This window comes from Rathayibacter sp. VKM Ac-2929 (assembly GCF_022815495.1).
Taxonomy (GTDB): Bacteria; Actinomycetota; Actinomycetes; order Actinomycetales; family Microbacteriaceae; genus Rathayibacter; species Rathayibacter festucae.
The window spans coordinates 100,478-122,771 of record NZ_JALGRV010000001.1 but is presented as its reverse complement, the minus strand read 5'-3'; the positions used below and the strand labels follow the sequence as shown (position 1 = coordinate 122,771).

Sequence of the window (22,294 nt, the reverse complement as noted above, 5' to 3'; positions counted from 1 at the left end):
GCTGTCCCTATGCTTGCGTGTCGGTAGTCATGGTGGGTCGGCCGCAGGGTCGCCCCGGCGAGCTTCCGGCCCCATCGTTTAGTGGCCTAGGACACCGCCCTTTCACGGCGGCAGCACGGGTTCGAATCCCGTTGGGGTCACGGATGAGGGTTACCACCGCAAGAGAAGTGCACGACCGCAGAACGGCCGGAGACGGACGGGATGTGAAAATCGAACAGCCTCGAAGGCAGTATGCTTGTCTTCGCAACGAGGCCCTGTAGCGCAGCTGGTTAGCGTGCCGCCCTGTCACGGCGGAGGTCGCGGGTTCAAGTCCCGTCAGGGTCGCAGAGAGGCCCTTCCGAGAGGAAGGGCCTTTTCCAGGAGACGACTCGTTCGTCTCCTCGCGGCATCGATGTCCTCGGACATCCTCGGCTGCAACGGCTCTGTAGCTCAGTTGGTAGAGCGCACGACTGAAAATCGTGAGGTCACGGGATCGACGCCCGTCGGAGCCACGGAAACCCTCGCCTAGCTTCTACATGGCGGGGGTTTCTTCCGTTGACGGGTCGTTCCCGAGCCCCACCGGTCGGGCCGCGCCTCACTCCGCAGAAGTCGTCGTACTCGATGCAGGAGTACGACGGATCTCGCGCAGCAGAGTTCGAGAGCGGCTGCTCGGCTCGTCGGATCGGCCTCGGCTCGCGAGAACGGCTCGATCCTGCGAGCCGGACGTGGTTCTGCGAGCCCGAGGTGCGCTCCGGGCGCTCAGCTGGGCTGCGTAGCCTGGGCGGGCCATGAATCCCGCCGCCTTTCCGCCGCCCGATCCGTCGACCGTCGCTCCTGAGCAGCCTGCCGTCGCCGCCGCGCCGCCGCACGGTGGGCCCGTCTTCGCCTGGGCGCCGCCGCCCGAGCCGCAGCCGTCGGTCGACGCTCCGTACTCCTCTCTCCTCTATCTGCCGGATCCGCGGGTGCGCTGGGGACTGCCGACGGCGGCGCTGACGATCGCCGGGATCGTGCTGCCGCTCGCGCTGCTGATCGTGCTGTTCGGCTTCGGGGTGCTGCCCTACTCCCCCGGGCTCGTGTTCGCGGGGTCGTTCGCCAGCTACCTGGTCGCGCTCGTCATCCCGTTCGCGGCGTCGAGGCTCCGCGGGCTGGGGTCGCTCGCCGCGGACTACGGGCTGCGGTTCCGCTGGATCGACGTGCCGATCGGCATCGGGCTGGGGATCGGCGTGCGGATCGCGATCGTCGCCGTGCTCATCGTGTTCTCGCCGCTGCTGGGCGAGGCGGAGAGCAACCTCGAGCTCGACCCCGACCCGCTGTGGTTCGTGCTGAGCTCCGTGATGATCCCGGTGCTGGTCGCTCCGATCGTCGAGGAGATCCTCTGCCGCGGGGTCGTCATGCGGGCGGTCCGCAACCGGATGCTGCGGACGAAGGGCGACGCCGCGCCGCCGACCCGCGGACGGCGCGTCTGGGCGGCGGTGTTCAGCGTGATCGCGTCGACGCTGGTCTTCGCTCTGCTGCACGGGCACCAGATGGTGAACCCCGCGACGGTCGTCACGCTGGGGACGACGACGGTGATCGCCGGGCTGGCGCACGGTTGGATCTCCACGGTGACCGGGCGGCTCGGCGCGGCGATCGTGTCGCACGCGACGCTGAACGGGTCCGCGGTGCTGCTGCTGGTGCTGGTGACGGCGCTGGGGTAGTCCCGGGGACGGCGGATCTCGATACGCCCGCTGCGCGGGCTACTCGATCAGCATGAACGGTGCCGCGGGTCAGACGTCGAGGATGCGGAGGACCGGGTCGAGGGGGAGCTCGCCGCGGACCTGGCGGTGCAGGCGCTCCATGTCGGCGTCGAGGGCGGCCGCGGTGCGTGCGGCGTCGGACAGGCCGTCGAGCAACTGCTGCGGGACCTGGCGGTCGTACTTGTAGTAGATCTTGTGCTCGAGGCTGGCCCAGAAGTCCATCGCGATGGTGCGGAACTGGACCTCGACGCAGACGTCGACCGAGCCTCCCGAGAGGAACACCGGCACCTCGACGATCGCGTGCAGGCTCTTGTAGCCGTTCTCCTTCGGAGTGGCGATGTAGTCCTTCACCTCGAGGACGCGGACGTCGGCCTGCGAGGTGAGCATGTCGAAGACGCGGTAGACGTCCGAGACGAAGCTGCAGGTGATCCGGACGCCCGCGATGTCGGTGACGGCGGCGGCGATGCCCTCGAAGGAGGTGTCGCAGCCCTTGCGCTCGATCTTCTCGATCAGGCTGTCGGCCGACTTCAGCCGGCTCGACACGTGCTCGATCGGGTTGTACTCCCGCATCTCGCGGAACTCCTCCTGCAGGATCGTCACCTTCGTGACGATCTCGTCCATGCCGAACTTGTACTGCAGCATGAACCGCGCGAAGTCGTCGCGGAGGGCGCGGATCTCGGCGACCGTCCCGGCGTCGAGCGCCTGCGCGACCTCGTCGCTGAGCGGGGGGACGGCGGGCGCCGCGCGGTCGGGAGATCGGGGTTCCACGGGGAGTCACCCTACGCGCGGGCACCTCGGGCCCGGATGTGAAGCGCCATCGGGGTTCCGAGGAGTCGCTGCTCCGTCACGCGGGGGACGACCCGCTCGATGTCCGCTGGCTAGCGTCGGAGGATGTTCTCCGCTCTGAACGTCTTCGGCATCCTCTACATCGTCGCGGCCATCGCGGTCGTCGTGATCGTGCTCGTGCTCGCCGTGCTGCTCTGCCGGCTCGCGATCGCCGCGCGCGAGAACCAGCTGGCGACCGTGCGCCTGCGCGAGCTGCAGATCGAGCGCCTGCTCCTCGACGAGGAGTGAGCACGGCGGGCTGCGCGACGCTCGGGCGAGCGCGCCGGCCGGAAGCACCGGTCAGGGCAGCGCCGGACGCACCTCCGGGCGGGACACCTTCGGGATCAGCAGTCCGAGCACCACGGCGACCACCGCGCCGATCGCGCCGATGACGAACGTCGTCTCGAACGCCTCCGAGCTCGGCAGATCGACGGCGCCGACCGAGACGGTCAGCTGCGCCAGCACGGCCGCGGTGACCGCGGAGGAGAGCGTCGTGCCGAGCGTGCGCATCAGTGAGTTCAAACCGTTCGCCGCCGCGGTCTCGGAGGCCGGGACCGCGTGCATGATCAGGGTCGGCATCGCGGCGTAGGCGAGGCCGAGGCCGACGCCGATCAGCGCGTTGATCACGAGGATCTGCCAGACCTCCGCGCCGAACGGGAGGATCAGCAGGTAGGACACGGCGATCAGTGCGGCTCCCGACACCAGCACCAGGCGCGGTCCGGACTGCGCCGAGAGCCGGGCGGCGAGCGGCGAGGTCGCCATCATCGCCAGGCCCGAGGGCGCCAAGACCAGGCTCGCCACGATCAGGCTGAGGCCGAAGCCGACGCCCGACGCGGCCGGCAGCTCGAGGCGCTGCGGCAGGGTGATCTGCGCGCCGAAGAAGGCGAAGCCGACGGCCACCGAGGCGAGGTTGGTGAACAGCACCGCGGGGCGGGCGGCGACCCGGAGGTCGACGAGCGGGCTCTCCTGGCGCAGCTCGTACCAGCCCCAGATCAGCAGGACCGCGACGCCGCCGAGGCCGGAGCCGAGGATGCCGGGGCTCGTCCAGCCCGCGTCGTTGCCGCGGGAGACGGCGATCAGGATGCCGCTGAGTCCGATCGCGAGGCCGATCGTGCCGACGACGTCGAAGCGGCCGGGCGAGCGCAGGGTCGAGACCGGGATGACGAGGAGCACGAGGACGATGTCGAGGACGCCGAGTCCGGCGGACATCCAGAACAGCACGTGCCAGTCGAGGTTCTCGGCGACCAGGGCGCTGAGCGGCAGGCCGAGCGCGCCGCCGATGCCGAGCGTGGCGCTGACGAGGGCGATCGCGCCGGGCAGGCGGTCGCGGTGCAGGGTGTCGCGGAGGATCGAGATGCCGAGCGGGATGACGCCCATCACCGCTCCCTGGAGGGCGCGGCCGACCACGAGCGTCCAGACGTCGTCCGCGAAGGCGCAGACGATCGAGCCGAGCACGAGGACGACGAGCGCGGCGAGGGCCATCCGGCGCTTGCCGTAGAGGTCGCCGAGACGCCCGGAGACCGGGGTGAGGATGCAGGCGCTGAGCAGGGTCGCGGTGATCACCCAGGCGGTCTCGCTCCGGTCGGCGCCGAGCAGGGTGGGCAGCTCCGACTGGATCGGGACGACCAGCGTCTGCATGAACGACGCGCTCATCCCCGCGAAGGCGAGGACGGCGGTGATCAGGCGGGGGCTGGGCGAGCGGGTGAGCGAGCGTCTGTCGGAGTCGGGCACTGCGGTCCTTCGTGTCGGCGGCGTGCAGGAGCGGGACGCCGGAGGTCCGGCGTCCTGCAGGGCGGGTCGTATTGCTCAGCTTTGCATCGCCGGGCCTCTGAGCCGAACCGACCGATGCTCGGAAACCTTCCCGATCGCTCTACCGGGCTGCCGCGGGCGGGACGAGGATGGGCGCATGATCGAGATCGAGAGCTGGATCGCCGGCTACGAGAAGGCCTGGGCGACGGACGACCCCGCGGATGTGGCGGCGCTCTTCACCGAGGGCGCGGAGTACTTCACGGCGCCGTACGCGGAGGCGATCACCCCGCGGGAGGCGATCGTGGAGTGGTGGGTCGCGGAGAGCGAGCCGGACGACCCGACGTTCGCGTGGGGGCTCGTCGCGCTGACGGAGACCACGGCGGTGGTGGAGGCGCGGACCATCTACCCGTCGGACCGCACGTACCTGAACCTGTGGGTGATCCGCTTCGCGGAGGACGGGCGGGCGTGCTCCTTCACGGAGTGGTACATGGAAGAGCCGAGCGACTCGGTGAGCTGAGGCGGGTGGGGGGGTCTCGATACGCCGCTGCCCGGCTGCTCGACCAGCATGAGCTGCTTGCTGATCGAGTAGGGCGCGGAGCGACCGTATCGAGATCCACCGTGTCTGGGACGGCTGGTCTCGATACGCCCCTTCGGGGCTGCTCGACCAGCATGAACGCGGGGCCGCTCCGGGGTGGGGTCAGAGGGCGGAGCCCGCGACGGCGAAGGTGTCGCAGGCGGTGGCGTCGGCGTCGAAGCCGGCCTGGAACCAGCGCTGGCGCTGCTCGGCGGAGCCGTGGGTCCAGCCCTCGGGGTCGACGGTGCCGGTCGCCTGCTCCTGGATGCGGTCGTCGCCGACGGCCGCGGCGGCGCTCAGGGCGTCGCGGTACTGCTCCTGCGTCACGGGCTTGAGATAGGGGGTCCCGGTCTCGTCGGGCACGGTCGAGGCGTCGCCGACCCAGGCGCCGGCGTAGCAGTCGGCCTGCAGCTCGAGGCGCACGGAGTCGGAGTCCGGGCCGGTGCCGCTGCGGTCGGCCGACTCCATCGCGCCGGTCAGGCTCTGGATGTGGTGGCCCCACTCGTGGGCCAGGATGTACATCTGCGCGAGCGAGCCGCCCGAGGTGTCGAAACGGGTGCGCAGCTCGTCGAAGAAGTCGGTGTCGAGGTAGATCGTCTGGTCCGGCGGGCAGTAGAACGGGCCCACCGCGGCAGTGGCGTTGCCGCAGCCGGTGCTGGTCTGGTCCTCGAAGACGATCACTCCGCCGGTCGTCGTGTAGGTCGCCCCGACGGAGCCCGCCGCGCCGGCCCAGTAGCGGTCGAGCGACTCCGCCGCGCCCTCGAGCCGGCAGTCGACCTCGGCGTTGGCATCGGCGCCGCTGTCGCAGGCGACGGCCGTGCTGGTGATCTGCTCCGGCGAGGATCCGCCGCCACCGCCGACGAGACCGCCGAGCCCGGACAGGTCGACGCCGAGCAGCTGCGAGAGCAGGGCGAGGACGACGACGCCCACGGCGCCTCCGCCGACCGCGATGCCGGTGGTGCGACCGCGCCGGCGGACCTTGCCGCCGCTGAGCTGGGAGTCGTCGTTGAAGGTCATGCGGTCAAACTAGCGCCGACCGAGGACACGCTGCCCGGGGTTGCGGACGGCCCCCGCGGCTCGGCCGGATCAGCCCCAGCGCGACTCGCTGGCGTCGCGGATGATGTCGAGCAGCGCCTCGCGCAGCGGACCGTGATCGAGGGTCCCGGGCAGCATGTCGACCTCGAGCCGGTGCGCGCGCTGCCAGGCCTCGCGGCCCTTGTCCGTCAGCGACACCAGCTGCCGACGGCGGTCGGCGGAGTCGCTCACGCGGGAGACGTGCCCCTCGCGCTCGAGGCGCTCGATCGTGCGCGACATGGTCTGCACCTCGACGTGCGCGGAGGCGGCGAGCTCCTTCTGCGCGGCCGGCCCGGCCTGCAGCAGGTGCAGCACGACCAGCCCCGCGTGGGTGAGGCCGATCTCGGCGAGCGCGCCGTGCCAGGCGTGCTCGACCATCCGGGACGCCGTGGCGAGGAGGCGGCCGGTGGGCCAGCCGTCCATCCCCTTGTCGTCGTCCGCGCGCATCCGCCCAGGCTAGTCCGCCCCGCCGGCCGGGCGGGACGGAGCCGCTGATCGGCTCAGGAGGCGAAGCGGTCGGTCGCCTCGATGAGGGCGTCGAGGATGCCCGGCTCGTCGAACGCGTGGCCGGCGTCCGGGATCAGGTGGAAGTCCGCCTCGGGCCAGGCCCGGTGCAGGTCCCACGCGGTGAACGCGGGCGTGCACATGTCGTAGCGGCCCTGGACGATGACGGCCGGGATGCCGCGGAGCGCGCCGACGTCGCGGATCAGCTGCCCCTCCTCGAGCCAGCCCTTGTGCACGAAGTAGTGGTTCTCGATCCGCGCGAAGGCCAGGGCGAAGGCGGGGTCGGACCACGCCTCGATCATCTCCGGCTTCTGCAGGAGCGTGATGGTCGAGGACTCCCAGGTGGTCCAGGCGACGCCGGCGGGGCCGTGCACGGCCGGGTCGGCGTCGTGCAGCAGCCGGTAGTAGGCCTCGATCAGGCTGCCGCTCGTGCCCGCCGGGATCACCGAGGTGTAGCCCTCCCAGAGGTCCGGGTAGACCGCGGCGGCGCCGCCCTCGTAGAACCACTCGAGCTCGGCCCGGCGGAGGGTGAAGATCCCGCGGAGGACGATCTCGGTGACGCGCTCGGGGTGCGACTCGGCGTAGGCGAGGGCCAGCGTGGAGCCCCAGGAGCCGCCGAAGACCTGCCAGCGCTCGATGTCGAGGTGCTCGCGGAGCTTCTCGAGATCGGAGACCAGGTACCAGGTGGTGTTGGTCGAGAGGTCGGCGTCCGGCTCGCTCGCGTGCGGGATGGAGCGGCCGCACATCCGCTGGTCGAGGAGCACGATCCGGTACTTCTCCGGGTCGAACAGGCGGCGGTGGGTGGCCGAGGCGCCGGCGCCCGGTCCGCCGTGCAGGAAGACGACGGGCTTGCCCTCGGGGTTGCCCGAGGCCTCCCAGTAGATCTCGTGGCCGTCGCCGACGTCGAGCATCCCGGTGTGGAAGGGCTCGATCTCGGGGTACAGAGTGCGCATGGGCCGCACACTACTGACGATCAGGGTCGGGGGAGGCGATTTCACGCGGCCCGGCCCCGGATGCGCCCGGGGGTTGCGCATCCGGGGCGGCGTCAGGCCTGTTCGAGGACCGCCTCGGCGCGCTCGGCGTCGCCCTCGGCCAGGCCGCGATCGATCGCGCGGCGGGAGGCGAGCCAGAGCACGGCTCCGGCGACGAGGACGAGCACCTCGGTGGCGGTCAGCGCCCAGATGATGCCGCCGAGACCGAACCAGAGGTTCCCGAGCAGCACGACCGGGACGAAGAGGACGCCCTGGGTGAGCGACATGGTGGTCGCCGCGAGAGCGCGGCCGGTGGCCTGGAACAGCGAGGTGAGCAGCCCCGCGAAGCCGTTCGCGATCATCGCCACGAGCTGCGCCGCGAGCACCACGGCGCCGAGGGTCAGCACGGCGGGGTCGTCGGCGAAGACCGCGAGCACCGGCTCGTGCAGCAGCCAGAGAGCGGCGGCCGCGAGCACGGTGATCGTCCCGACCGCGACGGCGGCCCCGCGGACCGCCGCGCGAAGGCGCTCGCGGTCGCCCTTGCCGTAGGAGTAGGCGAGCAGCGGCAGCACGCCGAGGGTGATGCCCATCACCAGGAACTCGGGGACCTGGGCGATGCGGACCGCGACACCCATGGCCGCGAGCGGTCCGTCGCCGTAGGCCGCGGCGAGGTTGTTGAGCACGAGCGCGGTCACGATCAGGAAGCCCGACTGCAGCAGCTCGCCGGCGCCGACGCCGAAGACGGGCTTCAGCACGCTCGCGCGCAAGGTGAACCAGCGCGGCGAGAGGTCGATGTGCTCGCTCCGGCGCTGGAGCCAGAGGGCGAAGTAGCCGACGACGAGCAGGTTGGCGAGGCCCACGGCGAGCGCCGCCCCGGCGACGCCGAGGTGCAGCACCAGGATGAAGAGGACGTCGAGGAGGAGGTTCGCGACGGTCGAGAGGAGCAGGCCGATCATGACCTGGCGGGCCGCGCCCTCCGCCCGCACCAGCTGCTCGAGGCAGAAGGAGGCGGCGAGCACGGGCACGAAGGCGAGGGTGACCGCGGTGAAGGCGCCGGTCGCGGCCGCCGTGGTCGGGTCGGCGCCGAGGAGCGCGACCAGCGGGCCGAGCAGGAGCAGGCCGAGGCCGCCGAGGACCGCGCCGGTCAGGATCGAGCCCCAGAGCGCGAAGGAGGCGACGTGCTTGATCTCGCCGGCCTGCGCGGGGTCGCGCTCGGAGGCGCCGAGCAGGCGCGAGATGAGCGCGCTGCCGCCGACCCCGAAGACTCCGCCGACGGCCATCACCAGCCCGAGCAGCGGGGAGCCGAGGGTGATCGCGGCGAGCAGGGTCGCGTCGTGCAGCGAGCCGACGACGCCGGCGTTGATGACGCTGTAGACGGCGGAGACGATCATCGCGGCGGCCATCGGCACGCAGAGGTGCACGAGCGCGCGGACGATCGGGGCGGAGGAGAGGTACCAGCGGTTTGAGCCGGGGGCGGCGGGGGGCGGGGTGGGGGTGTCGATGGCGGCGTTGGGGGTGTCGGTGCTGGGGGTGCTGTTGCAGGACATGGGCGGGCTTCTTCCGGGCAGGGTCGAGCGCGCGCCGAGGGTCGCCGGCACGGCGCGAGGAGGGAGGGCGCGCCGAGGAGGGCGCGGTCGGGGCACCACGGAGGGCGCGGTGAGGAGGCGCGCGAGGGAGCGGCGCGCGCGGAGGGGCGGAACGGGAGGCGGGGGCGGAGCGCCCGGACGCCTAGCGGGTGGGGGGCGGGAGGACCGCGGTGATCTTGGTCAGGAGCGCCTGCAGGGTGGCGCGCTCCTCGGGGTCGAGGGGTGCGAGGAGGGTCTCGTCGGCGGCGAGCATGGCCTCCTCGAACCCGGCGATGAGCTCGGCGCCCGCGGGAGTCGCGTAGACCCGCTTGCGGCGGTCGTCGCCTCCCTCGGTGCGCCGCTCGACGAGACCGCGGCGCTCGAGCCCCTGCAGGAGGCTCGTGACGCTCGCGGGGCTCGTGCGGCTGACCTCGGCGATCTCGCGCTGGATGACGCCGGGCGTCTGCGCGAGGTAGCCGAGGACGAAGGCCTGCTCGTGGCTGAGCTCGCGGGCGCGGATCCAGTCCTCGCCGGCCTTGCGCTGCGCCCACGCGAGCCAGCGGACGAGCTCGAGTCCGGAGGTGGGGCGGTCGCGGGGTTCGTGCATGCTCAGAAGACTAATGGTTAGAGGTCTAACGGTCAAGGATCGAAGGGGTGGGGTCTCGGTACGCCGCGTGCCGCGGCTGCTCGACCAGCATGCACGGGAGCGCGGCGGCGAGGGAGAGCGACAGCAGGCACGGGCGCGGGAGGGAGAGCGCGGCGACAGCCGCTCCTTGTGCGGGTCGAGGAGCGCAGCGCGTCTCTGGACCCCGCTTCCGATGCGGTGCGCAGGCGGCCGGACTAGCGTCGGCCGCATGAGCATGCAGCGCACCCCCGTCACCGTCGCCGTCACGGGAGCGGGAGGCGCGATCGGCTACGCGCTCCTGTTCCGCATCGCCTCCGGGCAGCTCCTCGGGCCCGACGTCCCGGTCCGGCTGAGCCTCCTCGAGATCCCCGCCGGCCTGCGCTCCGCGGCCGGCACCGCGCTCGAGCTGCAGGACGGCGCATTCCCGCTGCTGCGCGGCATCGAGGTCACCGACGACCCGGCCGCCGCGTTCGACGGCGCGAGCGTCGCCCTGCTCGTCGGCGCCCGCCCGCGCTCGGCAGGCATGGAGCGCGCCGACCTCCTCGCGGCGAACGCCGGCATCTTCGGTCCGCAGGGGGCCGCGCTCAACGGGCACGCCGCCGACGACATCCGCGTGCTCGTGGTCGGCAACCCGGCCAACACCAACGCCTGGATCGCCCGCGCGAGCGCCCCGGACATCCCGGCCGGGCGCTTCACCGCGATGACCCGCCTCGACCACAACCGCGCCGTCGCGCAGCTCGCCGCGAAGCTCGATGCTCCGGTCGACGCGATCTCCGGCGTCACGATCTGGGGCAACCACTCCGCCTCGCAGTACCCGGACGTCAGCCACGCGGTCGTCGACGGCCGGCCCGTCACAGACCTCCTCGACACCGCCTGGCTGCACGAGGAGTTCGAGCCGCGGGTCGCCAAGCGCGGCGCCGAGATCATCGAGGTGCGCGGTGCCTCCTCCGCCGCCTCGGCCGCGTCCGCCGCGATCGACCACGTGCACGACTGGGTCACCGGCACCGAGTGGACCTCCGCGGCGGTCGAGTCGGACGGATCCTACGGTGTGGAGGAGGGCCTGATCTCCTCGTTCCCCGTCCGCTCCGTCGACGGCGAGTGGCGCATCATCCCGGGCCTGGAGATCGACGCTCACTCGCGCGCAAAGATCGACGAGTCCGTCCTCGAGCTCCGCGCCGAGCGCGACGCCGCCCTGGCCTTCCTGGGGCGCTGACGCAGGCCGCGAGATTCCACTTGTGCACGCTTCTCACGGCGTGTCGCGTGCACAAGTGGCATCTCGCGGAGGGGGTCAGCGCTTGGGGGACTTTTCGGGGGTGGGGAGGGTGCCGTCCGCGCGGGCGGCCTCGTACCAGGCGTGCGCCTCCTCCTGGCGGGTCGCCTCGGCGCCGCTCGCGATCGACGCGCGGATGTGCTCGGGGCGGTAGCCGAACGCGGCGACCAGATCGCCGGCGTGCGGGCGCAGGCGCGCGAGCAGGCGGTCGATGTAGGAGGTCACCGCGAGCGCCCGCTGCGACGAGAGCCGGCCGTGCAGCAGGTACCAGGCGAGGTGCTTCTCGATCAGCTCGAGGCCGAAGAGGTCGCGGAGCCAGGTCAGCACCGTGCGCGTCCCGTCGTCCTCGATCGTGGCGAGCGCCTCGGTGAACGCCTCCCACTGCAGAAGCTCGGCGTGCGCGCGGGCGGCCTCGATCAGCTCGCTCTGGTGCGCGTTGAAGAGGCGGGCGGCCTCGTCGGCGGGCAGCTTCGACGCCGAGCGCAGGTGGGACGCGACTCCCGAGACCATGCTCTCGACGCGGTCCGTGAGCAGCTCGCGCTGCTCGTCGCGGAGCTGGCCGACGGAGCGGGCGGTCGAGCCGCGGTCGGCGACGACCTGCGCGAGCCGCCGCAGTCCGGAGTTGTTGACCGTCGCTCCGGCGACCTGGCCGACCGCGTAGCGGGCCAGCTCCCCCGGCTGCGCGTTCTTGAAGCGGCGGCCGACGTCGGTCAGCAGTCGCTTGGCGACGAGCTGCAGCAGCACGGTGTTGTCGCCCTCGAACGTCGCGTAGACGTCGAGGTCGGCGCGGAGCTGGGTGAGCCGGTTCTCGGCGAGGAAGCCGGCGCCGCCGCAGGCCTCGCGCGCCTCCTGCAGGGTGTCGAGGGCGTGCCAGGTGGACAGCGCCTTGAGACCCGCGGCGAGCGTCTCGAGGTCCTGCCGCGACTCGTCGGTGTCGTTCCTGCCGGAGAAGACGTCGTCGAAGGCGCGCAGCAGCCTGTCGTGCGCGAAGCCCGCCGCGTAGGTCGTCGCCAGGCGCGGCAGCAGTCGGCGCTGGTGCCGCTGGTAGTCGAGCAGCACCTCCTCGCGGTCGCCGCCGCCGGTGAACTGGCGGCGCTGGTCGCCGTAGGTGATCGCGATCGTCAGCGCGATCTTCGACGCGGCGACCGAGGCGCCGTCGAGCGAGACGCGGCCCTGCACGAGCGTGCCGAGCATGGTGAAGAAGCGACGCCCCGGGCTCGCGATCGGCGAGGAGTAGCTGCCGTCGGCCGCGACGTCGCCGTAGCGGTTGAGCAGGTTCTCGCGCGGCACGCGGACGTGGTCGAAGTGCAGGCGGCCGTTGTCGATGCCGTTCAGCCCGCCCTTGAGGCCGTCGTCCTCGCCGCCGACGCCGGGGAGGAACGCGCCCCCCTCGTCGCGGATCGGCACGTAGAACGCGTGCACACCGTGGTTCACGCCGCGGGTGACGAGCTGCGCGAAGACGACGGCGGCCCGGCCGTCGACGGCGGCGTTGCCGAGGTAGTCCTTCCATGCGGCGCGGAACGGGGTGGTCAGGACGAAGTCGCCGGCCTCCTCGTCGAAGGTCGCCGAGGTCGCGATCGAGGCGACGTCGGAGCCGTGCCCGGTCTCGGTCATCGCGAAGGCGCCGGGGATCTCGAGGCTCATGATGCCCGGCAGCCACTTCTCGTGGTGCGGCTGCGTGCCGAGGTGCAGGACGGCGGCGCCGAAGAGCCCCCACTGCACGCCCGACTTGATCTGCAGCGACGGGTCGGCGGTGACCAGCTCCTCGAAGCCGGCGATGTTGCCGCCGTGATCGGCGTCGCCGCCGAGCGCGACCGGGAAGGCGCGGTGCACGCCGCCCTCCGCCGCGAGGATGCTCATCTGCTGCGTGACCCGGGCGCGGTGCTCGGCCATCGGCAGGCCGTCGGTCCGGTGCAGCTCGGGGCGGGAGGTGAGGGCGCGGGTGGCGAGGCGCTGCTCGCGCCAGTCGCCGAGCAGCAGCTCGCCGAGGGCCGCGATGTCGACGCCGGGGGCGCCGTCCTCGTCGAGCCGGGCGTCGACCTCGCTGCCGAGCACGTCGACGGGCGGCGGCGGGGTGATCGGGCCGGAGCGGGAGCGGCGGACCCGGGAGCGCGATCCGGCGCGGTCGGCGGCGTCGGCGGCGGAGTGGGGGCGGGGCGCTGTGGTGCTCATGAGGAGGATCCCTTCGACCGTCTTCGGCTCGGACCGCTCGCGATCGGCCGGAGCGGAGGATCGAGCGGTCGATCCCGTCGCTGCAGTGCGTCGGGAGGCGGTGCTCCTGCACGGTAGGTCGGGTCGGCGGATCGCGGAAACGTTCCGTCGCGCGGCCACAAAGGGCGGCGGGAGCGGGCGGGGGCGGGTTGTCGGAACCGGCCAGCGGAGCGGGACGCGGATGCGCCGGTGGTGGGGCTCGGGTCTGCGGAGCCTCAGTGCCTGGGCGGGTGGGTCTCGATACGCCCCTGCGGGGCTACTCGACCAGCATGGAAGCGGGTGGGTCTCGATACGCCGCCTGCGGCGGCTACTCGACCAGCATGAGTCGGATCCGACCCTTGTCGATCGGCAGGCTCACGAGGGACGTGCTCCGCTCGTCTCCACCGCTGCCCTGGGGTGGCGGGAGGGGCGTGGCTAGGCTCGGGGCATGAGCGAGCCGCAGCTGCCTCCGCCCCCGCCGCCCCGTCGCGAGAGCCGGCCGGACTGGCGGCCGCCCACCTCGATGGAGTCGGTGCAGGCGCTGGAGTCGGCGCGGCCCTCGGGGCCCGGTACACCGTGGACTGCGGCCCGGCAGCGGCGCCCGGTGCGGGTCTGGGACCTCGTGCTGACGATGGTGCTGATCCTGTGCGCGCTCGGGGCGACGCTGCTGCTGTCCTACTTCGGTCTGTTCTTCGCGATGGCGAGCGACGCCTGCGGGGGCTCGAACGACTGCGATGGCGACCTGATCGGCTGGGGCGTGCTCGTCGCGGCCGGCGGGGTGTGGGTGCCGTTCCTCGCGGCTGTCGCAGTCTCCATCGTGCTGCTGGTGCGGCGGCGGATCGCGTTCTGGGTGCCGATCGCGGGGCTCGCGCTGTCGTTCGGCTGCACCGTGCTCGGCGGCTGGATGGCGACGGTCGGCTCGGGGTCCTGAGCGGCGCAGCTCGGCCCTACAGCCGATCAGGCGCCACCGCGGGGAGGCCCCGCGGAGTCGGCGTCGACGCGGGGTCGGCGCCGCGAGGTCAGCCCGTTCACGAGATCAGCGTCGCCTCGGGCTCAGCGCCGCGGCGGGCTCAGTAGGTGTCCCAGCCGGGGTCCTCGTCGGGCTCCTCCGGCGGGACCCAGTCGTCCTCCGGCGGGGCCGAGGACACGGGCGGGCCGGACCGCTCGCCGCCGAAGGACGGGCGGGCGCCGGACGACCGGCCGGCCGTCGACCGCGCTGCGGGCTGACGCCTCGCGGGGGCCGCCTCCTGGTTCTCGTCGGGCTCGGCGATCACGGGAGTCTCGCCGGCGACGACGGCGAGCACCGCCGCGCCGTAGGTGATCAGCTTCTTCTGGCCGACGCCGCCGATGACGCTGAGGGCGTCGATGGTGGTCGGCTCGACCGTGGCGATCTCGCGGAGGGTCGCGTCGTTGAAGACGACGTAGGCCGGGACCGACTGCGCGCGGGCCTGAGCGACGCGCCACTCCCGGAGCCGCTCGAACAGGGGCTGCGCCTCGGCCGAGAGGTCGGACACGGTGGAGCGGCCGGAGCGCGACGAGCCGCTCGAGCGCGCGGGGCGCTCGGGCTCCTGCCGCAGCTCGACCTTGCGCTCGCCGCTCAGCACGGACGACGACTCGGGGGTCAGCACGAGCGTGCCGAAGCCGTCGTCGTTCACGCCGAGCAGGCTCTGCGCGAGGAGCTGGCGGGCGACTCCGCGCCACTGGGTGTCGCTGAGGTCGGCGCCGATCCCCCAGGTCGCGATCGAGTCGTGCTTGTGCTGGGTCGTCCGCGGGGTGGTCTTGCCGCGCAGGATGTCGATGATGTGGCCGGCGCCGAACTGCTGGTTGCGCTCGCGCTTGAGCCGCACCACCGTCGAGAGGAACTTCTGCGCGGCGACCGTGCCGTCCCACGAGGCCGGCGGCTCGAGGCAGGTGTCGCAGTTGCCGCAGGGGGTGCTCTCCTGGCCGAAGTAGGCGAGGAGGTTCATCCGGCGGCACTGCACCGTCTCGGAGAGGGCGAGCATCGCGTCGAGGTGCGCGGACATCCGCCGCCGGTGCGCGAGGTCGCCCGGGGACTCGTCGATCATCCGGCGCTGCTGGACGACGTCCTGCAGGCCGTAGGCGAGCCAGGCGGTGGAGGGCAGGCCGTCGCGGCCGGCGCGACCCGTCTCCTGGTAGTAGCCCTCGACCGACTTCGGCAGGTCGATGTGCGCCACGAAGCGGACGTCGGGCTTGTCGATGCCCATGCCGAAGGCGATGGTGGCGCAGACGATGACGCCCTCCTCGCGGAGGAAGCGCGACTGCGCGGCGGCCCGGACGCGGGCGTCGAGACCCGCGTGGTACGCGACCGCGTCGAAGCCGGCCGCGCGCAGGGCCTCGGCCGTCGCCTCGACGCTCTTGCGGGAGAGCGCGTAGACGATGCCCGCGTCGTCGGCGTGCTCGCGCTTGAGGAAGTCGATCAGCTGCTTGCGCGGCTCGACCTTGTTGACGATCCGGTACTGGATGTTGGGGCGGTCGAAGCTGGAGATGAAGTGGCGGGCCGCGCCGAGGTGCAGGCGGGTGGTGATCTCGCGGTGGGTCGCCTCGGTGGCGGTCGCGGTGAGGGCGATGCGCGGGACGTCGGGCCAGCGCTCGGCCAGCTCGCCGAGGGCGAGGTAGTCGGGGCGGAAGTCGTGGCCCCACTGGCTCACGCAGTGCGCCTCGTCGATCGCGAACAGGGCGATGCGTCCGCGGGCGAGGAACTGCTTGGTGCCCTCGTTGCCGAGGCGCTCGGGGGCGACGTAGAGGAGGTCGAGCTCGCCGTCGAGGTAGGCGCGCTCGACGCGCTGGCGCTCGCCCATGTCCTGGGTGGAGTTGAGGAACTCGGCGCGGACGCCGTTCGCGCGCAGGGCGTCGACCTGGTCCTGCATCAGGGCGATCAGCGGCGAGACGACGACGCCGGTGCCGGGCCGGACGATCGACGGGATCTGGTAGCAGAGCGACTTGCCGCCGCCCGTGGGCATCAGCACGACCGCGTCGCCGCCGCCGATGACCTGCTCGACGATGGCCTGCTGCTCGCCGCGGAACGAGCCGTAGCCGAAGACCCGCTCGAGGATCTCCTGGGCCGCGGCGGAGGAGCCGGCCGGGGCGTCCGCGGTGGGGCGCTCGGCGGTCGAGAGGGCGGTCGCGGTCGGCTCAGTCACCCGTGGAACTCTACCCGCCGCCTCCGACGCGGCCCCGGGCGAACGGCGTTCTGGGGAGGGTCGCGGCAGGTGCGGGGCTGGGGAGGAGGGACGGGCGCGGCGGAGTGGCGGGCGCCGGGGTGCCTCCGGCTCGCGGAACGGCCTCGGGCACGCGGGAATCGGTCGATCCCGCGAGCCGGAGGTGGAATCACGAGCCGGAGATGGGCGATACGCGGCTTCGGCACGCGGAAGCATCTTCGGCACGCAAGAACCGCCCGACTCCACGAGCCGGGGGTGTAATCACGAGCCGGAGGTCGATGGGAGCGGGCGGGCCAGAAGCCGGCGGGCGGGGCGCGGGGCGGCGGGGTCGGCGAGGGGCCGGCGGGGTCAGAGGTCGGTGATGGTCTTGGTGTCGCCGTCCCAGAAGCGGATGCTCGCGAGGCCGACGGTGAAGGGCTCGCCGAGGAGGGGGACGGCCCGGCCGAGCTGCTCGGCGCGGAGGCGGCGGGACACGCTGATGTGCGGTGTCCAGGACTCGGGCAGCGAGGTGGGCACGGCGCCGGGCATCAGCTCGGTCGCGCGGGCGTGCAGGGCGTCGAAGGCGGGCGAGCGGACGGCTCCCCAGGCCAGCACGAATCGGCCGGCGTGCGGGAACAGCAGCACGGCGCCGAGCTCGACGGTCGCCGGGAGCGCGCCGAGCGCGCCGGGCGGCGGCGGTGTCAGCTCGGGGCCGGCGAGGAGGGTGAGGTGCGGGCGGTTGCTGGCGGACGTGTGCAGCGCGAGGCTCGGGATGCCGGCCGCCTCGAGCGCCTCCCACTGGCCGCGGATCCGCGCCTCCGACTCCGGGTCGAGGAGGACTTCGAGGCTGCGCATGCCCCCATCCTGCCGCGCCGGCCGTCCCGCTCTCGGCCGCTCGCCCGGTCCACGCCCGCGCGCCCGCGCGACCCTCCAGAAGTTGCGGTGGTCGACGGCGACTACCGCAACTACTGCGTTGTCGACGGGTCGCGGCGTACGGGGAGGCTCGCGAGCACCCAGGAGTTGCGGTAGTCGGGCGCGACTACCGCAACTTTTGGAGAGTGGGGAGAGGGGTGGCCGGGGGCGGGGTGGGTCAGCCGATGGTCACCAGGGCGGAGAGGAGCTCCGGGGCGCGGCGGTCGAGGATGCGGCCGCCGACGCGGATGCCGATCAGGGCGAGCACGGCGCCGAGGACCACGGCGGCGGCGAGCGCGCCGAGGCCGAAGCCGAGGCTGCCGCCGACCAGCGAGATCGTGCCGAGGATCAGCGAGGGCAGGGAGAGCACCACGGTGGCGCCCATGCTGCCGAGCATCACGACGCTCGAGATCATCCCGGAGCCGGGCGGGGTCTTCAGCGGGCTGTCGCCGGGGGCCGGCACGGGGTAGACGACCAGCGCGGACGCCACGCTCGAGACGCCGAAGCCGCTGAGCACCAACGCGAGCGACATGCCGAGGACGGCGGGGATCGACTCCGGCCGACCCGCGTAGAGGCAGGTGCCGACGGTGACGATCAGCACGGCCGGCACGCCGATGAGGCCGGCGGCGATGACGCGGCCGGCGCGGTCGGCCGAGCCGGCGACTCCGGAGCTGACGTGCGCGGCCCAGGCGGTGCCGTCGTAGGAGACGTCGGCGCAGAGGGTCACGCCGAAGATCAGCGCGATGAAGAGGGAGGAGAGGACGACCAGCATCGAGCCGCCGCCCTGCAGCGCGCTGTAGAAGACGGCCAGCACGACGACCGCGGGGATCACCAGCAGTCCGCGGCTGTAGCGCGGGTCGCGCCACCAGTAGCCGAGGGCCCGCGCGGCGATCGCGCCGGTCGGGGTGCCGGGGAAGCGGCCGAGGAGACCGATGCCCTGCGCGCCCGAGGCGACCTGCGAGGAGGACGCGGCCGGCTCGGCCAGCGCGTGCCGCAGCGCCCGGGCCCAGAGCCAGACCACGGCGGCGAGCGTGGCGACGCCGATCGCGAAGCGGCCGACGGCGACCGCCCACTCCCCCGCGACGATCGCGCCGGGGACGCCCCAGATCGCGCCGAGCGGCGACCAGCCGAGGGCCGAGGCGACGACGGGGAGCATGTCGAGGCCGTCGCTGATCACGGTGGTGAGTCCGATGAACAGCGGTCCGAGCAGGATCACGACGACCAGGACGACGCCGCCGATCACCTCGCGGTAGCGGCGGCTCGAGCCGAGGCCGGTGGTCAAGGCGCCGATGAGGCGCGAGGCGACCACGCAGGTGGCGACGCCGATGACCGCCGAGACGAGGCCGGGCAGGATGCCGACGGGGTTGCTCCACCAGGCCGCCGCGGCGGCGAGCGCGCCCAGCGAGGTGACGATCCCGGGGAAGCCCGCGAGGCCCGCGGCGGCGAGGCCGAGCATCAGCGTCCGGAGCGGGATCGGGAAGGTCGCCAGGGTCGGCAGGTCCAGGCTCTGGTCCGAGCCGGAGACGAAGATCGGACCGAGGACCCAGCCCAGCAGCAGCGCGGAGCCGCCGAGGATCAGGGCGACGTTCGCGAACGCCGGGTCGGAGGCGCCGAGCGCGATCAGCCCGACGACCACCAGGCCGAGCACGCCGACCGCGTAGAGCCCGCCGAAGATCACGCCGATCAGCTGCCAGACGTTGCGGGTGAGCGTGTTGCGCAGCAGCAGCAGGCGCAGCCTCAGGAGATGCGCAACCATGCCGGGCCCTCCTGGTGGGTGCGGCCGCCGACGAGGTCGACGAAGCGCTCCTCGAGGCTGGAGCCGGCGCGGACCTCCTCCAGCGTTCCGGCGGCGAGGACCCGGCCGTCGGCGATGACGGCGACGCGGTCGCACATCCGCTCGACGAGGTCCATGGAGTGGCTGGAGACGATGACGGTGCCGCCGGAGGCGACGTAGCCGGTGAGGATGTCGCGGATGTTCGCGGCGGAGACCGGGTCGACGGACTCGAAGGGCTCGTCGAGCACCAGCAGCCGCGGGGCGCGGACCAGGGCGCAGGCGAGCGCGATCTTCTTGGTCATGCCGGCGGAGTAGTCGACGACGAGGGTGCGGTCGGCGGGGTCGAGGCCGAGCAGGGCGAGCAGGTCGTCGGCGCGCTCGAGGACGGTCGGGCGGTCGATGCCGCAGAGCAGGCCGTAGTAGGTGATCAGCTGCAGGCCGGTGAGGCGGTCGAAGAGCTTGACGCCGTCGGCGAGCACGCCGATCAGCCGCTTGGCCTCGAGGGTGTCCCGCCAGACGTCGACGTCGTGGATGGTGACGGTGCCCGCGTCGGGGCGGAGCAGGGCGGTCGCCATCGAGAGGGTGGTCGTCTTGCCGGCGCCGTTGGGGCCGACGAGGCCGAAGAAGGAGCCGGCCGGCACATCGAGGTCGATGCCGGCGACGGCCTCCTTGTCGCCGAAGCGCTTGCGGAGGCCGCGGATGCGGAGGGCGATCTCGTCCTGGCGGCCGGTGGCGTCCGGGGCGGCCCAGGCGGGGGCGGGGGTGGCGGTGGCCGGGGTCGCGGTGCTCGGGCTCGCGACGGCCGCGGTCGCGTCGTGCCGATCGACGCCGTCCTGCGGGGAGTCGGTCGCGTGCTGCGGGGTGCCGGTCGGCGTCGTGCCGTTCGTCCCGTCCATGGGAGTCCCTTCGGTGCATGTGTCCTCGGGGCCGCGGTGGGCGGCCGCTCCTCCACGGTAGCGAGGGGCGGGCCGCGCGGCATCAGTCGCGGGGAGGAGGGGGCGGGGCCGCGCGGAGGAGGGGCGGAGGGGGGCGTGTCTAGGCTGAGCCGCATGCCCACGCTCCTTCTCGTCCGTCACGGGCGCACCACGGCCAACACCGCCGGGATCCTCGCCGGACGCACCGCCGGGGTCCGGCTCGACGACGTCGGGCGCACGCAGGCCGCGCGCACCGGGGAGCGGCTCGCCGCGGTCCCGCTCGCCGCGGTCGTGTCGAGTCCGCTCGAGCGGTGCCGGCAGACGGCGCGGTACCTCCTGGAGCGGCAGGACGGCTCACCGGCGACGCCGATCGAGAAGGGGATCACCGAGTGCGACTACGGCGAGTGGCAGGGGCGCTCGCTCCGGGACCTCGCCAAGGAGCCGATGTGGTCGGTCGTGCAGAACCAGCCGTCGGCGGCGGTGTTCCCCGGGGGTGAGGGTCTGGCCGGGATGCAGGCGCGCTCGGTCGCCGCGATCCGGCGGCACGACGCGGCGGTCGCGGCGGAGCACGGGGCGAACGCGGTGTGGGCGGCGGTCAGCCACGGCGACATCATCAAGGCGGTGCTCGCCGACGCGCTCGGCATGCACCTCGACCTCTTCCAGCGGCTGTCGGTCGGGCCGGCGTCGGTGTCGATCATCCGCTACGGCGCGGGGCGGCCGGACGTGATCGCGATGAACACGGAGGCCGGCGACCTGGGCTGGCTGCGGGCGTCGGCGCCGGCCGAGGCCGAGGCGCCGGTCGGGGGCGGGGCGGGGCACGAGTAGCGGCGCAGAACATCAGCTGAGAGGGGTGGGCCTCGGCTGTGGGGGGAGGGACACCGCTCTCAGCTGATGGTGTGCGGGGTGGATCTCGATACGCCCGCTGCGCGGGCTACTCGATCAGCATGGGGCGACCGCTGCGCGGGCTGCTCGATCAGTGGGAAGGGGCGGCGCCCGCAAGGGCGTCTCCTCGGCGTGCAGGGGCGGGTCAGGCGGGCGCTCGTAGACTGGGGGCATGCCCATCGTGCACGGATTCGACTGGCCGGACCGCGTCGTCGTGGGGACGATCGGCTCCCCCGGCTCCCGCTCCTTCTACCTGCAGGCCCGCACCGGGCCGCGCGTCGTCAGCGTCGGGCTGGAGAAGCAGCAGTCGGCGCTGCTCGCGGAGAAGATCGACGAGATCCTCGACCAGCTGATGTCCGCCGAGGGCAACCCGGCGAGCGTGCCGCCCGGCACTCCGCCCGAGCTCGTCGACAACGAGCCGCTCGACCAGCCGGTCGCCGCCGAGTTCCGCGTCGGCAGCCTCAGCCTCGGCTGGGACCCGTCGACGGCGCAGGTCGTCATCGAGGCGTACCCGGTGGTCGAGGGCGACGACGAGGACGACCTCAGCATCGACGACTCCCCCACGCTGCCCGACGAGATGCTGCAGGTGCGGATCCCGGTCGGCACCGCCCGCGCCTTCGCCAAGCGCACGCTCGAGATCGTCGGCGCCGGCCGTCCGCTCTGCCCGCGCTGCGGCGAGCCGATGGACCCCGACGGGCACGACTGCCCGCTGACATGACCGACGCGTCCGAGCCGGCCGCCGAGCAGCCCGGCATCGAGCTGCCCGCCGACTCCGAGCTGCAGAGCGGCGAGCTGGAGCTGACCGGCCGGATCACGGTCGCCTCGAACGCGACGTTCCTCGGCAGCATCGGCGGCACCTCCGTCGTCTACAAGCCGGTCGCCGGCGAGAAGCCGCTCTGGGACTTCCCGGACGGGCAGCTCGCGGGCCGCGAGGTCTCGGCCTACCTCGCCTCGGAGGCGCTGGGCTGGAACGTCGTGCCGCGCACCTGGCTCCGCGAGGGGCCGCTGGGCGTCGGCATGGTGCAGCTCTGGCAGGACATCGATCCGGAGCAGGACGCCGTCGACCTGGTGCCCGCGGACGCGGTGCCCGAGGGCTGGCGGCACGTCCTCGACGGCAGCGACGCCGAGGACCGCGACATCTCGCTCGTGCACGAGGACTCGGCGGCGCTGCGGCGGATGGCCGTCTTCGACGTCGTGGTCAACAACGCGGACCGCAAGGGCGGGCACGTGCTCGAGATGCCTGGCGGCCACCGCTACGGCGTCGACCACGGGCTGACCTTCCACGTGGAGCACAAGCTGCGGACGGTGCTCTGGGGCTGGGTCGGCGAGCCGCTGACCGAGGACGAGCTGTCCGCGCTGCAGCGACTGCGCGCGGCGATCGACGGGCCGCTCGGCGCGGCGCTGTCCGAGCTGCTGCTGGACGAGGAGATCGCGACGTTCGCCAAGCGTTGCGACCGGCTCCGCTCCTCCGGTCGCTTCCCGGCACCGCGCGGCAGCATGCCCGCCGTGCCGTGGCCGCTGTTCTGACCACGTATACGGGGGATCCAGAGGGAAAACAGACTCCTCAGAACCCATGTAGTACTTTCGCCTAT

20 protein-coding genes and 3 tRNA genes are annotated in these 22,294 nt (G+C 73.0%); 11 read left to right on the top strand and 12 right to left on the bottom strand.

Annotation, left to right across the window (positions count from 1 at the left end):
* Window positions 1-67: 67 nt before the first annotated feature.
* The 4 genes from MT355_RS00535 to MT355_RS00520 all read left to right on the top strand — a co-directional run bounded on the left by MT355_RS00535 (window position 68) and on the right by MT355_RS00520 (window position 1,676).
* Window positions 68-140 (top strand) — tRNA-Glu (locus tag MT355_RS00535).
* Window positions 141-250: 110 nt separating this feature from the next.
* Window positions 251-324, top strand: a tRNA-Asp gene (locus MT355_RS00530).
* A 94-nt stretch (window positions 325-418) separates the two neighbouring features.
* Window positions 419-491, top strand: a tRNA-Phe gene (locus MT355_RS00525).
* Window positions 492-767: 276 nt separating this feature from the next.
* The gene (locus tag MT355_RS00520; protein WP_243598134.1) at window positions 768-1,676 is read left to right on the top strand and encodes a CPBP family intramembrane glutamic endopeptidase; all 909 of its coding nucleotides are present in this window, start codon (window positions 768-770) and stop codon (window positions 1,674-1,676) included.
* A gap of 69 nt (window positions 1,677-1,745) precedes the next feature.
* Here the strand turns inward: MT355_RS00520 and MT355_RS00515 are convergent, their stop codons facing one another.
* Window positions 1,746-2,357: a GTP pyrophosphokinase family protein gene (locus MT355_RS00515; protein WP_123732880.1), complete on the bottom strand. Its 612-nt coding sequence runs from the start codon at window positions 2,355-2,357 to the stop codon at window positions 1,746-1,748.
* Between the two features lie 249 nt (window positions 2,358-2,606).
* On the opposite strand from MT355_RS00515, the gene MT355_RS00510 reads away from it, so the two are divergent.
* Entirely contained in the window at window positions 2,607-2,789 is a 183-nt protein-coding gene (locus MT355_RS00510) for a hypothetical protein (RefSeq protein ID WP_123446814.1), read from the top strand.
* Window positions 2,790-2,840: 51 nt separating this feature from the next.
* Here MT355_RS00510 and MT355_RS00505 read toward each other — a convergent pair whose 3' ends face one another.
* Window positions 2,841-4,271 carry an MFS transporter gene (locus tag MT355_RS00505; protein WP_243581140.1) on the bottom strand — a complete coding sequence of 477 codons (1,431 nt, stop codon included), beginning with the start codon at window positions 4,269-4,271 and terminating at the stop codon, window positions 2,841-2,843.
* A 175-nt stretch (window positions 4,272-4,446) separates the two neighbouring features.
* Here MT355_RS00505 and MT355_RS00500 point away from each other — a divergent pair, with 175 nt between their 5' ends.
* Window positions 4,447-4,806 carry a nuclear transport factor 2 family protein gene (locus tag MT355_RS00500; protein ID WP_123446815.1) on the top strand — a complete coding sequence of 120 codons (360 nt, stop codon included), beginning with the start codon at window positions 4,447-4,449 and terminating at the stop codon, window positions 4,804-4,806.
* A 180-nt stretch (window positions 4,807-4,986) separates the two neighbouring features.
* On the opposite strand, the gene MT355_RS00495 is transcribed toward MT355_RS00500, so the two are convergent.
* The 5 genes from MT355_RS00495 to MT355_RS00475 form a co-directional block, all read right to left on the bottom strand.
* Window positions 4,987-5,880: a neutral zinc metallopeptidase gene (locus MT355_RS00495; RefSeq protein ID WP_123736601.1), complete on the bottom strand. Its 894-nt coding sequence runs from the start codon at window positions 5,878-5,880 to the stop codon at window positions 4,987-4,989.
* Between the two features lie 69 nt (window positions 5,881-5,949).
* Window positions 5,950-6,384, bottom strand: coding sequence for a MarR family winged helix-turn-helix transcriptional regulator (locus MT355_RS00490; protein WP_123732676.1), 435 nt, complete (start codon window positions 6,382-6,384; stop codon window positions 5,950-5,952).
* 53 nt (window positions 6,385-6,437) lie between these two features.
* A complete protein-coding gene (gene pip, locus MT355_RS00485; RefSeq protein WP_243598133.1) occupies window positions 6,438-7,394 on the bottom strand; it encodes a prolyl aminopeptidase in 957 nt (318 codons plus the stop codon).
* A gap of 92 nt (window positions 7,395-7,486) precedes the next feature.
* Window positions 7,487-8,959, bottom strand: a complete 1,473-nt coding sequence (locus tag MT355_RS00480) for an MATE family efflux transporter (protein WP_243598132.1) — start codon at window positions 8,957-8,959, stop codon at window positions 7,487-7,489.
* A 181-nt stretch (window positions 8,960-9,140) separates the two neighbouring features.
* Window positions 9,141-9,584, bottom strand: a complete 444-nt coding sequence (locus tag MT355_RS00475) for a MarR family winged helix-turn-helix transcriptional regulator (RefSeq protein ID WP_243598131.1) — start codon at window positions 9,582-9,584, stop codon at window positions 9,141-9,143.
* Window positions 9,585-9,837: 253 nt separating this feature from the next.
* On the opposite strand from MT355_RS00475, the gene MT355_RS00470 reads away from it, so the two are divergent.
* Window positions 9,838-10,815, top strand: coding sequence for a malate dehydrogenase (locus MT355_RS00470; protein ID WP_308197299.1), 978 nt, complete (start codon window positions 9,838-9,840; stop codon window positions 10,813-10,815).
* Window positions 10,816-10,890: 75 nt separating this feature from the next.
* Here MT355_RS00470 and MT355_RS00465 read toward each other — a convergent pair whose 3' ends face one another.
* On the bottom strand, window positions 10,891-13,044 hold the full coding sequence (locus MT355_RS00465; RefSeq protein ID WP_243598129.1) for an acyl-CoA dehydrogenase: 2,154 nt from the start codon (window positions 13,042-13,044) through the stop codon (window positions 10,891-10,893).
* A gap of 466 nt (window positions 13,045-13,510) precedes the next feature.
* On the opposite strand from MT355_RS00465, the gene MT355_RS00460 reads away from it, so the two are divergent.
* Window positions 13,511-13,993, top strand: coding sequence for a DUF6264 family protein (locus MT355_RS00460; protein WP_243598128.1), 483 nt, complete (start codon window positions 13,511-13,513; stop codon window positions 13,991-13,993).
* A 139-nt stretch (window positions 13,994-14,132) separates the two neighbouring features.
* Here the strand turns inward: MT355_RS00460 and recQ are convergent, their stop codons facing one another.
* From recQ to MT355_RS00440, 4 genes are all read right to left on the bottom strand, one after another.
* The gene (gene recQ / locus MT355_RS00455) at window positions 14,133-16,223 is read right to left on the bottom strand and encodes a DNA helicase RecQ (RefSeq protein ID WP_374204625.1); all 2,091 of its coding nucleotides are present in this window, start codon (window positions 16,221-16,223) and stop codon (window positions 14,133-14,135) included.
* Window positions 16,224-16,589: 366 nt separating this feature from the next.
* Window positions 16,590-17,075, bottom strand: coding sequence for a 2'-5' RNA ligase family protein (locus MT355_RS00450; RefSeq protein ID WP_243598127.1), 486 nt, complete (start codon window positions 17,073-17,075; stop codon window positions 16,590-16,592).
* Window positions 17,076-17,310: 235 nt separating this feature from the next.
* Window positions 17,311-18,888: a transporter gene (locus MT355_RS00445; RefSeq protein ID WP_243598126.1), complete on the bottom strand. Its 1,578-nt coding sequence runs from the start codon at window positions 18,886-18,888 to the stop codon at window positions 17,311-17,313.
* A complete protein-coding gene (locus MT355_RS00440) occupies window positions 18,870-19,802 on the bottom strand; it encodes an ABC transporter ATP-binding protein (RefSeq protein WP_243598125.1) in 933 nt (310 codons plus the stop codon). Before MT355_RS00440 ends, MT355_RS00445 begins: the two co-directional genes overlap by 19 nt.
* Window positions 19,803-19,955: 153 nt before the next feature.
* On the opposite strand from MT355_RS00440, the gene MT355_RS00435 reads away from it, so the two are divergent.
* From MT355_RS00435 to MT355_RS00425, 3 genes are all read left to right on the top strand, one after another.
* The gene (locus MT355_RS00435; RefSeq protein ID WP_243598124.1) at window positions 19,956-20,645 is read left to right on the top strand and encodes a histidine phosphatase family protein; all 690 of its coding nucleotides are present in this window, start codon (window positions 19,956-19,958) and stop codon (window positions 20,643-20,645) included.
* A 229-nt stretch (window positions 20,646-20,874) separates the two neighbouring features.
* Window positions 20,875-21,420: a DUF3090 domain-containing protein gene (locus tag MT355_RS00430; RefSeq protein WP_123732666.1), complete on the top strand. Its 546-nt coding sequence runs from the start codon at window positions 20,875-20,877 to the stop codon at window positions 21,418-21,420.
* Entirely contained in the window at window positions 21,417-22,229 is an 813-nt protein-coding gene (locus MT355_RS00425) for an SCO1664 family protein (protein ID WP_243598123.1), read from the top strand. Before MT355_RS00430 ends, MT355_RS00425 begins: the two co-directional genes overlap by 4 nt.
* The last annotated feature ends 65 nt before the right edge of the window (window positions 22,230-22,294 follow it).

What these genes read in the sequence shown, in the direction of transcription:
- MT355_RS00520 (WP_243598134.1), top strand. Translation starts at nt 768, where the DNA reads ATGAATCCCGCCGCCTTTCCGCCGCCCGATCCGTCGACCGTCGCTCCT.
- MT355_RS00515 (WP_123732880.1), bottom strand. Translation starts at nt 2,357, where the DNA reads ATGCTGCAGTACAAGTTCGGCATGGACGAGATCGTCACGAAGGTGACG.
- MT355_RS00510 (WP_123446814.1), top strand. Translation starts at nt 2,607, where the DNA reads ATGTTCTCCGCTCTGAACGTCTTCGGCATCCTCTACATCGTCGCGGCC.
- MT355_RS00500 (WP_123446815.1), top strand. Translation starts at nt 4,447, where the DNA reads ATGATCGAGATCGAGAGCTGGATCGCCGGCTACGAGAAGGCCTGGGCG.
- MT355_RS00495 (WP_123736601.1), bottom strand. Translation starts at nt 5,880, where the DNA reads ATGACCTTCAACGACGACTCCCAGCTCAGCGGCGGCAAGGTCCGCCGG.
- MT355_RS00490 (WP_123732676.1), bottom strand. Translation starts at nt 6,384, where the DNA reads ATGCGCGCGGACGACGACAAGGGGATGGACGGCTGGCCCACCGGCCGC.
- pip (WP_243598133.1), bottom strand. Translation starts at nt 7,394, where the DNA reads ATGCGCACTCTGTACCCCGAGATCGAGCCCTTCCACACCGGGATGCTC.
- MT355_RS00480 (WP_243598132.1), bottom strand. Translation starts at nt 8,959, where the DNA reads ATGTCCTGCAACAGCACCCCCAGCACCGACACCCCCAACGCCGCCATC.
- MT355_RS00475 (WP_243598131.1), bottom strand. Translation starts at nt 9,584, where the DNA reads ATGCACGAACCCCGCGACCGCCCCACCTCCGGACTCGAGCTCGTCCGC.
- MT355_RS00470 (WP_308197299.1), top strand. Translation starts at nt 9,838, where the DNA reads ATGCAGCGCACCCCCGTCACCGTCGCCGTCACGGGAGCGGGAGGCGCG.
- MT355_RS00465 (WP_243598129.1), bottom strand. Translation starts at nt 13,044, where the DNA reads ATGAGCACCACAGCGCCCCGCCCCCACTCCGCCGCCGACGCCGCCGAC.
- MT355_RS00460 (WP_243598128.1), top strand. Translation starts at nt 13,511, where the DNA reads ATGAGCGAGCCGCAGCTGCCTCCGCCCCCGCCGCCCCGTCGCGAGAGC.
- MT355_RS00450 (WP_243598127.1), bottom strand. Translation starts at nt 17,075, where the DNA reads ATGCGCAGCCTCGAAGTCCTCCTCGACCCGGAGTCGGAGGCGCGGATC.
- MT355_RS00445 (WP_243598126.1), bottom strand. Translation starts at nt 18,888, where the DNA reads ATGGTTGCGCATCTCCTGAGGCTGCGCCTGCTGCTGCTGCGCAACACG.
- MT355_RS00440 (WP_243598125.1), bottom strand. Translation starts at nt 19,802, where the DNA reads ATGGACGGGACGAACGGCACGACGCCGACCGGCACCCCGCAGCACGCG.
- MT355_RS00435 (WP_243598124.1), top strand. Translation starts at nt 19,956, where the DNA reads ATGCCCACGCTCCTTCTCGTCCGTCACGGGCGCACCACGGCCAACACC.
- MT355_RS00430 (WP_123732666.1), top strand. Translation starts at nt 20,875, where the DNA reads ATGCCCATCGTGCACGGATTCGACTGGCCGGACCGCGTCGTCGTGGGG.
- MT355_RS00425 (WP_243598123.1), top strand. Translation starts at nt 21,417, where the DNA reads ATGACCGACGCGTCCGAGCCGGCCGCCGAGCAGCCCGGCATCGAGCTG.